The organism is Myxococcus sp. AB036A (assembly GCF_006547355.1).
Lineage (GTDB): Bacteria > Myxococcota > Myxococcia > Myxococcales > Myxococcaceae > Myxococcus > Myxococcus virescens.
In genome coordinates, this window is the sequence record NZ_VHLC01000087.1 from 1 (window position 1) to 14,806 (window position 14,806).

Here is a 14,806-nt window from a genome sequence, read left to right on the forward strand (position 1 = left end):
ATCCACCAGCATCCATTACCCGTACTGCACCCGCCCTCACCGGGATGTGCACTGCTTCACGGCATGGCAACCCGGTGGCGGGATATTGCCGCGCCAGACCACATCTCCTCCGAGCCAGGGCATGCGTGCGGTACGCTGTGGGGTCCACCGTCTTCCGGGAGGAGCAGGCACCATGAGCTTCACCTTGAACGTCAACGGCCGGGAGCACGCCGTCGACGCGCCCGAAGACACGCCCCTCCTCTACATCCTGCGCGACGAACTGGGGCTTCACGGGGCCCGGTATGGCTGCGGCGTGGGGCAGTGCGGCGCATGTACGGTGCTGAGCAATGGCTCACCACTGCGCGCCTGTGTCGTGCCTGCGGCGACCCTGCGCGGCCGGAACCTCACCACCGTGGAAGGCCTGCGCGCGCCGGATGGGACACCGCACCCGCTCCACAATGCCTTCGTGGCCGAGCAGGCCGGCCAGTGCGCCTACTGCATCCCCGGCATGGTGGTGACGGCGGCGGCCCTGCTGAAGGAGAAGCCCCAGCCCACCGAGGCGGAGATTCGCGCGGCGCTGGATGCCAACCTGTGCCGGTGCGGTTCACACAATCGCATCGTCCGAGCCATTCAGCGCGCCGCGGAGGAACTGGCACGATGAGCCTCCGCCTGAGCCGCCGCGAGGTGCTCCAGGGCTCGCTGGTGCTGGCCTTCGCCCTCATGGGCCCGCGCGCCCTGAGCGCGGCACCAGGAGGCGCCGGGCTCCCGGGAAGCCTGCGGCGCAATCCCCACCTCGACGCGTGGCTTCGCATCGGCGCGGATGGCGTCGTCACCCTGAAGACGGGAAAGGTGGAGCTGGGCCAGGGCATCCTGACAGCGCTCGGGCAGCTCTGCGCGGACGAACTGGACGTCAGCATGTCGCGGCTGACCTTCATCTCTGGCGACACCGAGCAGTCGCCGTACGAAGGCACCACCGCCGGCAGCAACTCCGTCACCCAGGGCGGCACCGCGGTGCGCTACGCGTCCGCCGAGGTTCGCGCCATCCTCCTGGCGATGGCCAGCAAGCAACTGGGCGTCCCGGTGGAGCATCTGCGCGTCCGGGACGGCACCATCCGGGCTGGCGGCGGGAAGGGCGCATCCATCACGTACTGGAGCCTCGTCGGCGGGAAGTCCCTGAACCGGGAGGCGACGGGCACGGTGAAGCCCAAGCCTCCCATCGCGCGCCATCATGCGGGTCGCTCGGTTCCGCGCGTGGACCTGCCGGGCAAGATTTCCGGCGAGGCGAGCTTCGTGCACGACTACCGGCCCGCCAACCTGGTGCACGGCCGCATCATCCGCGCGCCGTCCCAAGGCGCCTCGCTCACGGAGGTGGACACCGCGCCCGTGGAGCAGATGCCGGGCGTGCGGAAGGTGGTGCGTGACGGCGACTTCCTGGGCGTCATCGCCACGAAGGAGTGGCAGGCCATCCAGGCCGCGGCGGCGCTCGCGAGCAGCGCCCGCTGGCGCGAACAGGCCACCCTGCCCCAGGACCCGTACACCTGGCTGCTGGAGCAACCCAGCCAGGACACAGTCATCGAGGACACGGTGCGGCCCACCGACGTCGCGCCCACGCACACCCTCGAGGTGCGTTACCTGCGGCCGTACCAGATGCACGGAGCCATTGGCCCGTCCTGCGCGGTGGCGGAGTGGGACGGCGAGCGCCTCACGGTGCACACCCACAGCCAGAGCGTCTTCGACACCAGCGCGGCCATCGCGAGGATGCTCCGCGTCCCGGTGGACCGGGTCCACGGCAAGCACCTGCCCGGCTCCGGCTGCTACGGCCACAACGGCGCGGACGACGCCGCCGCCGACGCGGCGCTGCTCGCGCGCGCCCTCCCCGGCCACGCGGTGCGCGTGCAGTGGTCCCGCGAGGACGAGCACGCCTGCGAGCCCTATGGCTCCGCGATGGTGATGAAGGTGCGCGCGGGCGCGGACGCGGAAGGCAACGTGCTGGACTGGGACTATGCGCTGTGGTCCACGCCGCACGGCACCCGGCCCGGAGGCCACCCGGGAAATCTGCTGGCGGGGCGTTCGCTCGCGGAGCCCTTCTCCATGCCCGTGCCCCGAAATGGCGGACCGCCGAACTACGCCGCGGACCGGAACGCCATTCCGCTCTACGACTTCCCGGGCCGGAAGGTGACGACCCATCTCGTCACCCGAATGCCCTTGCGCGTCTCCTCGCTTCGGGGGCTGGGCGCCTACGGCAACGTCTTCGCCATCGAGTCCTTCATGGATGAGCTGGCCCACGCCGCGAAGGTGGACCCGGTGGCCTTCCGGCTCCGGCAACTTCACGACGCGCGCGCGAAGGCCGTCATCCAGAAAGCAGCGGAGCGCTTCGGCTGGACCACCGCCCCCAGGCCCCAGGGACATGGGCGCGGCATCGGCTTCGCGCGCTACAAGAACCTCGCGAGCTACTGCGCCGTCTGCATCGAAGTGCGCGTCGACCCTCGGACCCACGCCATCCAGGTGCTGCGCGCGGTCCTGGCCGCCGATGCGGGCGAGGTCGTCAATCCGGATGGGCTCGCCAACCAGCTCGAGGGCGGGCTCATCCAGTCGCTGAGCTGGAGCCTGAGGGAGGCGGTCCGTCATGACGCCCAGCGCGTCACCTCGCGAGACTGGCGCACGTACCCCATCCTCACCTTCTCGGAAGTCCCGCCCATCGAGGTCGCGCTGATCGAGCGTCCTGGGGAGCCCCTCCTGGGCGTGGGCGAAGCTTCCCAGGGTCCCACTTCGGCTGCGCTGGCCAATGCCGTCTTCGACGCCACGGGGGCCAGGCTGCGGGAGCTGCCGCTGACACCGGAGCGGCTCGCGGCGGCGCTCCAGACACGCTGAGGCGGCACCGAGGGGGCAAGCCCATGGCCCGCGCGCACGTCGACAACACTCGACGGAGGCCGCGTGCCATGTGAATCTGCGTTCGAATTCGAAGTGGAAGGGTGCGGCGATGAACGCCGCAGGAACTCGGATGGTCGGGCCGCCATCCCAGCCGGCAACGCAGCCGGCGGGACCAGCGTATGTCGACCACCACGCCACCGGGGCAGTCCGCCCTTCCGCCCGAGGCCTGGGCCCCACTGCTTCGACTCTCCAGGCTCGCGGGCCGGCCGCTGGAGCGCTTCCTCCATATCGAAGCGGCCAGTGGCATCCTGCTCCTCGTGGCGGCGGCCATCGCGCTCCTGTGGGCGAACTCGCCCTGGGCGGAGAGCTACGCGCACTTCTGGCACACGCCGCTCGGCATCCGCGTCGGTGACTTCACCTTCGAGCGCAGCCTCGAATGGGTCGTCAACGACGGCTTGATGGCCATCTTCTTCTTCGTCGTGGGCATGGAGATTCGCCGCGAGGTCCATCAGGGCGAGCTGTCAGAGTTGCGGCGCGCCGCGCTCCCCGCCGCGGCGGCGCTGGGGGGCATGCTCGTTCCGGCGGGCCTGTACCTCCTCCTGGCGAATACCCCGGACACCCGCTCGGGGTGGGGCGTGCCCATGGCCACGGACATCGCGTTCGCGGTGGGCATCCTCACGCTCCTCGGAAGCCGGGTGCCCCCCGCCCTGCGCGTGCTCCTGCTCGCGCTCGCGGTCATCGACGACCTGGGCGCCATCATCGTCATCGCGGTGTTCTACTCATCGGGCGTGGCCATCACCGGGCTGCTCGTCGCGGCGCTGGGAATCGTGGGTGTCTTCGCGATGCAGCGGTTTGGCGTGCGCTCGAAGTGGGCCTACATCGTTCCAGCGTTCGTCGCCTGGGCGGGCGTCTACTCCGCGGGGATTCATCCGACGATTGCGGGCGTCATCATCGGGCTCATCACGCCGGTGCGCACCTGGCTCGGTCCGGAAGGATTCGTCACCGGCGCTCGGACCGAACTCGAACACATCGCCCAGGCGCAGCCGGGCGAGCTGTCCTCCCATCACCTCTCGGAGACCTTGCGCCGGGTCGATGCCGCGCGCCGCGAGGCCATGTCGCCTTCGGAGAGCCTGATTGCCACGCTGCATCCGTGGGTGGCGTTCGGCATCATGCCGGTGTTCGCGCTCGCGAACGCGGGGGTGCCGATTTCCAGTGAACCACTCGATGCGGCGTCGTGGACCGTAGCCCTCGCGACGGCCACCGGGCTCCTGGTGGGCAAGCCCCTGGGCGTGATTGGCGCCTGCTGGCTGGCACTGCGCCTGCGGCTCGCGACGTTGCCGAAGGGCCTGGGCATGCGGGAGCTGCTGGTGCTGGGAAGCACCGCGGGCATCGGCTTCACCATGGCCCTGTTCATCGCGCAGCTCGCCTTCACGGAGACGAAGCTGCTCGCCGCGGGGAAGCTGGGGGTGCTGGCCGCGAGCGGGGCCGCCGCCGTCGTCGCACTCGTTCTGGGACGGTGGTTGCTCACCACGTCGGCGCGGCCCGGCGCCGCGAGGTCCGTGGACGAGGCGGAGCGTTCGACGGCGCTATAACGCGCCCAGCCCCAGGTGTCCGCCACGCGCCACGACGCCAGCACCTCGACCAGGCGGCCCGCTTCCAGGTCCGCCTCGTCGCGAAGTCCGCGACAGAGGAAGCTGGGAGGTTATGTCCTGGACCTGCGCGCCCGCGCTGAGGAACCTCGGACGCCTGCGGTTGCCTCACGGCGAGCACCCCATCGAGGTGCGCGGACCCAAGCTCGCGCACTGGGGCGCCTCCTGGCGACGCATCCAGGGCTCGGGCACTATCCCGGTCACGAGCCTCGATGGCTCGCCGAACGCTGCGGGAGCAAGTGATGCGGACATCGATGAAATGCATGGGGCTGCTGTTGCTCGTCCTGGGGAGCGCGTGCGCGAGCACCCGGCCCGCCGTGACCGAGTCCGTGCCTCCCCACCAGACGTTCACCATCGAATCCGCGAAGCTGAAGGAGGCCCGCCACATCACCGTCTACCTGCCGCCGGGCTACACGACGGCGGCGGAGAGCCGCTTCCCGGTGCTCTACATGCCCGATGGCGGCCTGAAGGAGGACTTCCCGCACGTGGCCACCACCGTCGACACGGCCATCCGCGCGGGCGAGCTGCGGCCCCTCATCATCGTGGGAATCGAAAACACCGTGCGGCGGCGGGACATGACGGGCCCGACCACGGTGGCGTCGGACCTGGAGGTCGCCCCCGTCACGGGAGGCTCGGCGACGTTCCGAGCCTTCATCCACGAAGAGTTGATGCCGGAGGTGGAGCGCCGCTACCGGGTGACGCAGGAGCGGGCCATCATCGGCGAGTCGCTCGCGGGCTACTTCATCGTGGAGACGTTCTTCCTCCAGCCGGACCTGTTCGACACCTACCTCGCGCTGAGCCCCAGCCTGTGGTGGAACGCGGAGTCGTTGGTGAAGGGGGCGGGTGAATGGTTCGCGGCACGGCCGGACCTGCGCGCGGGACTTTATGTGTCCTCCGCCAATGAAACGGACGACATCGTCCCCGCCGTGGCGAGGCTCCAGAACGTCCTCCGGACCCGCGCGCCCGCGGGCCTGAAGTGGGAAGTCGAACCCCGGCCCGACTTGCGCCACGACAACATCTACCGGGAGAGTTCGCCCAGCGTGCTGCGCAAGTGGCTGCCTCCCGTGGTGGCCGCCGAACGCGCGCCCTGACGCAGCGCCCACGCGCCGCGCGGAAGCCCTGGGCATCCACGCGGCGCGCCACGTCCGGGGACTACTGCGGAGGCATCTGGTTCGGGTCCATCCAGGCCACCTCCCAGTGGTGACCGTCCGGGTCGTAGAAGCTCCCGCCGTACATGAAGCCCATGTCCATGGTGTCCGCCGCGCGTGAACCACCGTTCGCCAGCGCGGTCTTCACCATCTCATCGACATCCTCGCGGCTGCTGGCGGACAGCGCATACGTGCCGGCGGTGCTCTGCGTCGCATCGTGCAGGGGCTTCTTGATGAAGTCCTTGAAGCGGGTATGCGTGAGGAGCATCACGAACGCGTCCTCGCCCACCACCATGCAGGTGGCGTGCTCGTCGGTGAAGTCCTTGTTGAACTCGAAGCCCAGCTTCGTGAAGAAGTCCACCGACCGCTTCAGGTCGGCTACGGGCAGGTTGAGGAAGAGCTTACGGGGACGGCTGACCTTCATGTTCGCCTCCAGGGCGGGTGGGTTACGAAGGCTTTGACTCCAAAGGCGGACCGAATTCATCGGTCCTTTTTCAAAAAGATTCTCCGCCCCCGCCTACCGAGGGAGCTCCAGGGGAAGGCCGAAGCGCGGGAACAACGCCTCCGTATCGAGGAAGTGGGTCATCGCCGCGATGCGTCCACCGGACAGCTCCAGGACGATGAGCGACCACGGCTTGAAGGGCCCGCCGTCACTGCTCGCGTGGTACTGGCCATAGGCCGGTGAGCCACAGGCCTCGGTCCTCACCAGCCGGGAGTCCCTGCAGACCGCCCCTCGCCCGAGGAACCAGCCGCGAATGGACTCGTGCCCCTGGAGCCACAGCGTGTAGGGGGGCATGGAGAGGGTGACTTCCTCGTGGAGAATCGCAGTGAAGGCGTCCATGTCGTAGCGCTCGAACGCATCCACGTAGCGATTCAGCAGCGCCACCTGCGCGTCGGACTGAGGCACCCGGAACTCGGAGTCTTCCAGCCGCAGGTCTGACACAGTCACCCGGGCACGCTGGAGCGCGCTGTTCACCGAGGCGACCGACGTCTCCAGCGTCTCGGCGATCTCCGTGGCGGGCCAGCCCAGGACCTCGGCCAGCAGCAGCACCGCGCGCTGCTTGGGGGGCAGGTGTTGAAGCGCCGCGAGGAACGCGAGCCGGATGCTCTGACGCAGCGACGCCTGCTCGGAGGGGTCCACGTCCGACGGCACGGCCAGCGCGTCCGGAATGGGCTCAATCCAACTGTTCGCCGGCAGCGGCGTCAGCGGCCCGTCGATGGAGTACGCGGGCCCCAGCTCCATCGGCCGCGCGCGTCGCCCGCTCGCCGACAAGGCGTCCAGGCACACGCGGGTGGCGATGGAGTACAGCCAGGTCCGTGGAGACGCACGGCCCTCGAACCGGTCCATCGCGCGCCAGGCGCGCACCATCGTCTCCTGGACGGCGTCATCCGCCTCCGAGACAGAACCCAGCATGCGATAGCAATGGCCCATGAGCGCCGAGCGGTGCGCCTCGAAGCCGAATGCCTGCTTCCCAGAATCCGGAAGGTCCTTCATCAACGGGCGGTCTATCAGGCCCATCAGGTCATGTCAGGGGCTCGGACAGGCAGCCCCCGTGTCAATCCACGCGCGGATGAGCTCACCAAATGCACGCTGGGTGCCTGGCACGGGCTCCAGGCCAGGGCCTGGGTCCCAACCCCACCCCACCAGGACGTCCTCAGCCATGTGGTGATGCAGCGCGTCCAGGGACTTCCCGCCGTTTCGCGCGGGGTCCTTGAGCTGCTCGCAAATCTTCCCCAGGGGGACGCCCAGCCATGCCATCTCCGCTGGCGCCAGTGCCCACTTCGGATTGCCAGGCACGCTCCGCAGCGTCGTGCCCACCAATGGCGTGTTCCGCGCCTGGTGGCACGAGGTACAGGGCAGCCCGGGGGTGCCATGTCCCGAGGGCCCGCCCGCCACGGCGGGCACGTGCAGACGCCGGTCCATGCCCTGCCGGGGTACACCATCGGCCGGGTGGCAGTTGACGCAGCGTGGGTGCGTCATCACACGCCCCGCCTCGACGAAGAGCGCGACCGAGCGCTGCTTCTCGTCCGTGATGGCCGCGAACGCGGACACGGGCCGGAGTGACGTCCCCGCCTCCTGCGCTGGCTGCGCTCCCGAAGCCTTCGGTGCGCTCCGGGTGGACTTGCAGCCCACCGCCGAGATGACGGCGCCCAGCACGATGACGGAGAGCCCCGGGTGTCTCATTCGCGCTCCAGCTCTCTCAGGACGGCCTCCGCGGCGCGGCGGCCCGACACCAGCGCGCCGTCGATGGAGGCATTGTCACGGTGGTCTCCACACACGAACAGCCCCGGCGACAGCCGCACTGGCCGGCGAGGCAGTTCCAACACCTCCGGCGGCTGCGCGGGCAGCGCGAGCGGAATCGCATAGGTGCGCAGGTGCCGCCATGCGGACACGGCCGGACCGAACCAGTCCGTCAGCTCCGCGAGCACCTCGGCTTGCAGCGTGGCCAGGTCCGGCGTGGCGCCCACCACGGACACGGACACGAGCGACTGTCCCCGCGGCGCATATGCCGGTGACACCTCGCTCATCACCGCCACGTTGTTCACCCGGCCCCGGCCCTCGCCATTGAGCAGCAGCCAGGGGCCTTCCACGGGCGGCTCCGGCGCGGCGAAGTAGAGGCACGTCACCCGGTTCATCACCGGTGGCACCATGCCCGGCAGCAGCCCCACCGCGCTCGCCGGGTCCGTGGCCACCACCACCGCCCTGGCGCCAATCAACTCTCCGTCCGCCAGACGCACGCGGTGTCCCCACACCTCCGCCACCGGCGCGCGCATCCGCAGCAGGCCCGACGGAAGGCGCGCCGACAGCTGCGCTGGAATGGCGCCCATCCCCGACTCCGGAACCGCCGCGTATCCGGATGAGAACATGCGGAAGACGAACTCCAGGAAGCGGCTGGACGTGGTCAGCTCCCGCTCCAGGAAGATGCCGGCGAAGAAGGGGCGCAGGAACGACTCACGCAAAGCCTCCGTGAAGCCCAGCTCGTCCAGGTAGCGCCGCGACGTGCGTGACGGCCGCTGCCACACGTCCTCCACCTCACCGGAGAGCGCCAGCTGCCTCAGCTCCAGGATGCGCAGCTTGTCCCCGAACGTCCCCACGGGAGCAAACAGGTGCCCGAGCGCCTCCAAGGGGCGGCGCAGCGGGTCCGCGACCGTGTGCAACTTGCCACCCCGCCACACCTTCGCGCCGGGGACGAACCTGCGCAACGTCAGCGCTTCCAGGTCCAACGTGCGCCGGCCCTCCGGATACGCGGACAGGTACACCTGGAAGCCTCTGTCTAGCAGGAAGCCCTCATGGACATCCGTGCGAACCCTGCCCCCCGGTGCGTCACTTCCCTCTAGCAACAACACCTTCACCCGTGACGCGACGAGCGCCCGCGCGCACGCCAACCCCGCGAGCCCTGCCCCGACGACGATGACCTCCGGATTCGACACGCACGCGCCTCCACACTTCCTGCTCAAGAAAAGCGCCCACGCTCGCTTGATAAGCGTGGGAGGCGCAAGGGAGACTCGGAAGCGGTTGCGGGCAACAGACACTTGATGCAGAAACACCGGCTGTTGCCCGTCCCACCCATGCAACCAAGCGCCGGAATGCTCCCGGCCCACAACACCCCTCGGAGCGAGAGAAAGCAGGCAGCCCCATGTTGATCGTGATGCGACCCGACGCGACGGCCCAGGACATCGAGCGTGTGAACGACGAGATCCGCCGCCGTGGTTGGCAACCGCACGCGATTCCAGGGGGCACTCGCACGGCCGTTGGCATCACCGGAAACCCGGGCGCGGTGGAACCGGAGCCCTTCCGCGTGCTCCCTGGCGTCGCTGACGCCGTAGCCATCTCCCAGCCGTTCAAGCTCGTCAGCCGCGAGGTGAAGCCGGACGACACGCAGCTGCGCATCGGCGACCTGACGATTGGCGGCTCCGCCTTCCACGTCATCGCCGGCCCGTGCTCGGTGGAGTCGCGCGAGCAGATTCTCTCCACCGCCCACGCGGTGAAGAAGGCGGGCGCCACCATGCTGCGTGGCGGTGCGTTCAAGCCGCGCACCAGCCCCTATGAGTTCCAGGGCCTCAAGGGTGACGGCCTGGCACTGCTGGCCGAGGCGCGCCAGGAGACGGGCCTGCTCGTCACCACCGAGGTGAAGGACACCGCGACGCTCCAGGCCGTCGCCGACGCCACGGACATCCTCCAGATTGGCGCGCGCAACATGCAGAACTTCAGCCTGCTGGAGGCCGTGGGAGACCTGCGCAAGCCGGTGATGCTCAAGCGCGGCATGAGCGCCACCATCAAGGAACTGCTGATGGCGGCCGAGTACATCGTCGCCCGCGGCAACACGCAGGTCATCCTCTGCGAGCGCGGCATCCGCACCTTCGAGACGATGACGCGCAACACGCTGGACCTCAACGCGGTGCCCATGCTGAAGGCGCTCTCGCACCTGCCCGTCTTCGTGGACCCGTCGCACGGCATCGGCGTGCGCAAGGCGGTGCCGGCGATGATGCGCGCGGCGACGGCGGTGGGGGCGGACGGCATCATCGTCGAGGTGCACCCCGACCCGCCGCGCGCGAAGTCGGACGGTGCCCAGTCGCTGGACTTCTCCGAGTTCGAGAAGTCCATGAACGAGGTCCGCGCCATCGCCCAGGCGATGGGCCGCGAAGTGGTCAGGCTGGGATAGGCCATGACACTCAAGGAAGCGCTGGGCAAGGTGGTGGGCCGGCGCGACCTCACCCGCGAGGAGATGACCCGCGTCATGGGTCTGATGCTCGCCGGGGAGGCTTCGCCTGCCCAGGTTGGCGCGCTGGCGACAGCGCTGAAGATGAAGGGTGAGACGGAGGATGAAATCCTCGGCGCGGCGGAGGCCATGCGGGCCTGCGCGGCGAAGCTGTCCCCGCGTGCCGACGTGGTGCTCGACACCTGCGGCACCGGTGGCGACGGCGCGCACACCTTCAACATCTCCACCGCGGTGGCCTTCGTGGCCGCCGGGGCCGGAGTGACGGTGGCCAAGCACGGCAACCGCGCGGTCTCCAGTCGCTGTGGCAGCGCGGACGTGCTGGCGGCGCTGGGCGTCTCCATGGAGCGCCCGCACGAGCGCGTGGCGCGGGACATCGACGAGCACGGCGTGGGCTTCCTCTTCGCGCCCTCGCACCACGGGGCCCTGCGGCACGTGGCGCAGGCGCGGCGGGACATGGGGTTCCACAGCGTGTTCAACCTGCTGGGGCCGCTGACGAACCCGGCGGGCGCGCGCTACCAGCTCCTGGGGACGTTCGACGGCAAGCGCGTGGAGCAGACGGCGCGCGTGCTGGGCCGGCTCGGCAGCCGCCGCGCGTGGGTGGTGCACGGCCATGACGGGCTGGATGAAATCTCCCCGTGCAGCGCCACGCAGGTCGCGGAGCTGCGCGAGGACGGCACGGTCCACACCTTCACGGTGTCGCCCCAGGACGCGGGGCTGGACGTGGTGCCTCGCGAGGCCATCGCGGGTGGCGACGCGGAGGAGAACGCCCAGCGGCTGCGCGCGCTGCTGGACGGCGAGCGCTCGGGGCTGCGCACGGCGGTGCTGCTCAACGCGGCGGCGGCGCTCGTCGTCGTGGGACTGGCGGCGGACCTGCGTGACGGCGTGCGGAAGGCGGAGCAGGCCATCGACTCGGGCGCGGCCCGCAACAAGCTGGCGGCCCTCATCGAGGGGGGCTTGTCATGAGCACCACAGGAACGTTGGACCGCATCATGGCGCGCAAGCGCCAGGAACTTGCAGCGCGTCCGCCCATGGCACCTCGCGCCCGGCCCACGCCCCGCGACTTCGCCCAGGGGCTGGTGACCCACCGCTCCGGGCGGCGAGTGAGCGTCATCGCGGAGGTGAAGCGCAAGAGCCCTTCGGGCGGGGACTTTCCCCACGCCGACGTGGTGGCGGTGGCCCGGGCCTATGAAGCCGCGGGCGCCAGCGCCATCAGCGTGCTGACGGATGGGCCGGACTTCGGCGGCGGCCTGGAGGACCTCGTGGCCGTGCGGGCGGCGGTGTCGCTGCCCGTGCTGCGCAAGGACTTCCTCGTGGCGGCGCGCGAGGTGGAGGAGAGCGCGCAGTGGGGCGCGGACGCGGTGCTGCTCATCGCCGACGCGCTGGAGGATGGCGAGCTGCGGGAGATGGTCGCCACCGCGAAAGCGGTGGGCGTGGCCGCGCTGGTGGAAGCCCACACGGAGGAGCACGCCGAGCGCGCGCTGGCCGCGGGCGCGAAGCTGGTGGGCATCAACAACCGCAACCTCGCCACGCTGAAGACGGACACGGGCACGGCCCTGCGGGTGATGCCGAAGCTGCGCTCCCGGGCCCGGGTGCTGGTGGCGGAGAGCGGCCTCAAGTCCCTGGCGGACCTGGTGGCGGCGCAGGAAGCGGGAGCGGACGCCGTCCTGGTGGGCGAATCCCTGCTTCGAGAGCCCGACCCCGGACACGCGCTGCGGAGGCTGCTCGGGGTGAAGGACGCGGCGCCATGAGTGTCCGCGTGAAGGTGTGCGGCGTCACGCGCCTGTCCGACGCGGTGGCCGCATGGGAGGCGGGCGTGGACGCGCTGGGCCTCAACTTCTACCCGAAGTCGCCCCGCTACCTGGACCTCCCCACAGCGGCGGCCCTGGCCCGTACGCGGCCGCCCCTGGGCACGGTGCTGGGCGTGTTCGTCAACGCGGCGCCGGACACCATCCGGGAGACGGTGCGCGCCTGTGGCCTCACGGCCGTGCAGCTCCATGGGGACGAGCCCCCGGAGGCCTGTTCGGGGTACGGGGTGCCTGTCGTCAAGGCGCTGCGAGTCACGGGTCCGGAAGACGTGGTCCGGGCTCGGACGTATGTGGGCGTAGGAGACGTCGCGGGACTGCTGCTCGACGGCGCGGCGCCGGGGTATGGCGGCGGCGGCGTGGGCTTCGACTGGTCGCTCGTCGCAGGGCTGGCGGGAAGCGGCGTGCCCGTGCTGGTGGCGGGAGGCCTGCGGCCCTCCAACGTGGCCGAGGCGGTGCGCGCGACGCGGCCGTACGGCGTGGATGTGGCCAGTGGCGTGGAATCCGCCCCTGGCATCAAGGACGTGGAAGCGGTGCGCGCCTTCGTGCGCGCCGCGAAGTCCATCAACCTCTGGGAGTGACAGACATGACCACGGAGACTGCCGCCGGCCGCTTCGGGCGCTACGGCGGACGCTACGTTCCGGAGACACTGGTTCCCGCGCTGCAGGAGCTGGAAGAGGCCTATGCCACGGCGAGCGCGGACCCGGCCTTCGGCGAGGAGGTCACCCGCGTGCTGCGCGAATACGTGGGCCGCCCCACCACGCTGACGCCCGCCCGGCGCCTCACGGAGGCCTGGGGCGGCGCGAATGTGTGGCTCAAGCGCGAGGACCTGGCGCACACCGGCGCGCACAAAATCAACAACACCGTGGGTCAGGTGCTGCTCGCCAGGCGGATGGGCAAGAAGCGCATCATCGCGGAGACGGGCGCGGGCCAGCACGGCGTCGCCACCGCCACCGCGTGCGCGCTCTTCGGCCTGCCCTGCGAGGTGTACATGGGCGCGCTGGACGTGGAGCGGCAGGCACTCAACGTCTTCCGCATGCGCGCGCTGGGCGCGGTGGTACGGCCGGTAGAGTCCGGCTCGCGCACGCTGAAGGACGCGATGAACGAGGCCATGCGCACCTGGGTGTCGCAGGTGTCGGACACGCACTACGTCATCGGCAGCGCGGCGGGGCCGCATCCGTATCCGACGGTGGTGCGCGACTTCCAGGCCGTCATCGGCCGCGAGCTGCGGACGCAGGCCCAGGCGGCCTTTGGCGGCCTGCCGGATGCCATCATCGCGTGCGTGGGGGGCGGCTCGAATGCCATTGGCGTGCTGCACCCGTTCATTGGTGACGCCAGCGTGCGGCTGGTGGGCGTGGAAGCGGGAGGCCACGGCCTGGATACGAAGCAGCACGGCGCTTCGCTGACGCTGGGGACGGAGGGCGTGCTGCACGGCTCGCGCTCGCTGGTGCTCCAGGACGAGGACGGCCAGATTCAGGAGGCGCACAGCATCTCCGCAGGGTTGGACTATCCCGGCGTGGGCCCGGAGCTGGCGCACCTGGCGAAGACGGGCCGCATGGAGGTCCGCATCGCCACGGACGACGAGGCGCTGGCGGCCTTCTACGAGGTGGCGCGCCTGGAAGGCATCCTTCCCGCGCTGGAGACCTCCCATGCCTTCGCGCGCGGCCGGGAGCTGGCGCGCGAGCTGGGGGCGGGCAAGCACCTGGTCATCAACTGCTCGGGCCGCGGAGACAAGGACGTGGCCACGATTTCCGCGCGGGGCGTGCCTCCGCCGGTGGGGGTGCAGGCATGAGCGGCGAGATTGCACAGACTTTCGCCCAGGCGAAGGCACGGGGCGAAGGCGTACTGGTGACCTATGCCATGGCGGGCGACCCGGACCTGCCCCGCTCGGTGGACGTGTTCGCCGCGCTGGTCGAGGGCGGCGCGGACGTGCTGGAGATTGGCGTGGCGTTCAGCGACCCCATCGCCGACGGCCCCGTCATCCAGGGCGCGGCGGAGCGAGCGCTCAAGGCCGGCTCCACGCTCAAGCGCGTGCTGAACGAGGTGGTGCCGGCGGTACGCAAGCGCTGTCCCCAGACGCCGCTGGTCATCATGACGTACGTCAACCTCATCATGGCCATGGGTGAGGCGCGTTACGCGAAGCTCGCACGCGAGTGCGGCGTGTCTGGAACCATCCTCCCCGACCTGCCGCCCGAGGAGAGCGCGAGCCTGCGCGCCACGTTCGACGCGGAGGGCATGGACCTGATTCCCCTGTGCGCCCCCACGACGCCCCCGGCGCGGGCGCAGGCCATCGCGAAGGATGGCCGTGGCTTTGTCTATTGCGTGTCCGTGTCGGGCGTGACGGGCATGCGCGCGGAGCTGCCGCCGGACCTTTCACAGCGCTTGGATTTGGTGCGCAAGGCCGCGCACGTGCCCGTGGTGGCAGGCTTTGGCATCTCCACGGCGGAACAGGCACGCATGCTGTCTGCCCATGCGGATGGCGTCGTGGTGGGCAGCGCGCTGGTGCGTGCCGCGCACACAGAGGGCCTCGAGGCGGCGAAGGCGCTCTGCGCCGACATCAAGCGCGGCCTGCGGCGCTGAGGCACGGCTGCAAGCGCTCTCTTCACGCCGAAAATTCAGGGATAATCCCACACCCC

14 protein-coding genes are annotated in these 14,806 nt (G+C 70.3%); 10 read left to right on the forward strand and 4 right to left on the reverse strand.

Features of this window, described 5'->3' with window-relative positions; all coding sequences use genetic code 11:
* Positions 1–172: 172 nt before the first annotated feature.
* The 4 genes from FL344_RS28465 (at position 173) to FL344_RS28480 (ending at position 5,590) form a co-directional block, all read left to right on the forward strand.
* Complete coding sequence (locus tag FL344_RS28465; RefSeq protein WP_141593218.1) at positions 173–640, forward strand: (2Fe-2S)-binding protein; 468 nt, start codon at positions 173–175, stop codon at positions 638–640.
* Entirely contained in the window at positions 637–2,850 is a 2,214-nt protein-coding gene (locus FL344_RS28470; RefSeq protein WP_141620747.1) for a molybdopterin cofactor-binding domain-containing protein, read from the forward strand. Before FL344_RS28465 ends, FL344_RS28470 begins: the two co-directional genes overlap by 4 nt.
* A gap of 179 nt (positions 2,851–3,029) precedes the next feature.
* Positions 3,030–4,442, forward strand: coding sequence for a Na+/H+ antiporter NhaA (gene nhaA, locus FL344_RS28475; RefSeq protein ID WP_140866715.1), 1,413 nt, complete (start codon positions 3,030–3,032; stop codon positions 4,440–4,442).
* 269 nt (positions 4,443–4,711) lie between these two features.
* Positions 4,712–5,590: an alpha/beta hydrolase gene (locus tag FL344_RS28480; RefSeq protein ID WP_141620748.1), complete on the forward strand. Its 879-nt coding sequence runs from the start codon at positions 4,712–4,714 to the stop codon at positions 5,588–5,590.
* A 61-nt stretch (positions 5,591–5,651) separates the two neighbouring features.
* Here the strand turns inward: FL344_RS28480 and FL344_RS28485 are convergent, their stop codons facing one another.
* From FL344_RS28485 to FL344_RS28500, 4 genes are all read right to left on the reverse strand, one after another.
* A complete protein-coding gene (locus tag FL344_RS28485; protein ID WP_141620749.1) occupies positions 5,652–6,071 on the reverse strand; it encodes a VOC family protein in 420 nt (139 codons plus the stop codon).
* Between the two features lie 93 nt (positions 6,072–6,164).
* Positions 6,165–7,142, reverse strand: a complete 978-nt coding sequence (locus FL344_RS28490; RefSeq protein ID WP_194863291.1) for a sigma-70 family RNA polymerase sigma factor — start codon at positions 7,140–7,142, stop codon at positions 6,165–6,167.
* Between the two features lie 33 nt (positions 7,143–7,175).
* Positions 7,176–7,832, reverse strand: coding sequence for an Isoquinoline 1-oxidoreductase subunit (locus FL344_RS28495; protein ID WP_141620750.1), 657 nt, complete (start codon positions 7,830–7,832; stop codon positions 7,176–7,178).
* Positions 7,829–9,079, reverse strand: a complete 1,251-nt coding sequence (locus FL344_RS28500; protein WP_194863292.1) for an NAD(P)/FAD-dependent oxidoreductase — start codon at positions 9,077–9,079, stop codon at positions 7,829–7,831. The genes FL344_RS28495 and FL344_RS28500 overlap by 4 nt, the downstream gene beginning before the upstream one ends.
* Positions 9,080–9,285: 206 nt before the next feature.
* On the opposite strand from FL344_RS28500, the gene aroF reads away from it, so the two are divergent.
* From aroF to trpA, 6 genes are read left to right on the forward strand one after another with little or no spacing between them, the layout of a single operon-like run.
* The gene (gene aroF, locus FL344_RS28505; RefSeq protein ID WP_090492163.1) at positions 9,286–10,311 is read left to right on the forward strand and encodes a 3-deoxy-7-phosphoheptulonate synthase; all 1,026 of its coding nucleotides are present in this window, start codon (positions 9,286–9,288) and stop codon (positions 10,309–10,311) included.
* Positions 10,312–10,314: 3 nt separating this feature from the next.
* Entirely contained in the window at positions 10,315–11,331 is a 1,017-nt protein-coding gene (trpD, locus tag FL344_RS28510; RefSeq protein WP_090492162.1) for an anthranilate phosphoribosyltransferase, read from the forward strand.
* Positions 11,328–12,116 carry an indole-3-glycerol-phosphate synthase gene (locus FL344_RS28515; RefSeq protein ID WP_141620752.1) on the forward strand — a complete coding sequence of 263 codons (789 nt, stop codon included), beginning with the start codon at positions 11,328–11,330 and terminating at the stop codon, positions 12,114–12,116. Before trpD ends, FL344_RS28515 begins: the two co-directional genes overlap by 4 nt.
* Positions 12,113–12,751, forward strand: coding sequence for a phosphoribosylanthranilate isomerase (locus FL344_RS28520; protein ID WP_141620753.1), 639 nt, complete (start codon positions 12,113–12,115; stop codon positions 12,749–12,751). The genes FL344_RS28515 and FL344_RS28520 overlap by 4 nt, the downstream gene beginning before the upstream one ends.
* Positions 12,752–12,756: 5 nt before the next feature.
* Positions 12,757–13,962: a tryptophan synthase subunit beta gene (gene trpB, locus FL344_RS28525; protein ID WP_141620754.1), complete on the forward strand. Its 1,206-nt coding sequence runs from the start codon at positions 12,757–12,759 to the stop codon at positions 13,960–13,962.
* Complete coding sequence (gene trpA / locus FL344_RS28530; RefSeq protein WP_141593230.1) at positions 13,959–14,750, forward strand: tryptophan synthase subunit alpha; 792 nt, start codon at positions 13,959–13,961, stop codon at positions 14,748–14,750. The genes trpB and trpA overlap by 4 nt, the downstream gene beginning before the upstream one ends.
* Positions 14,751–14,806 lie beyond the last annotated feature (56 nt).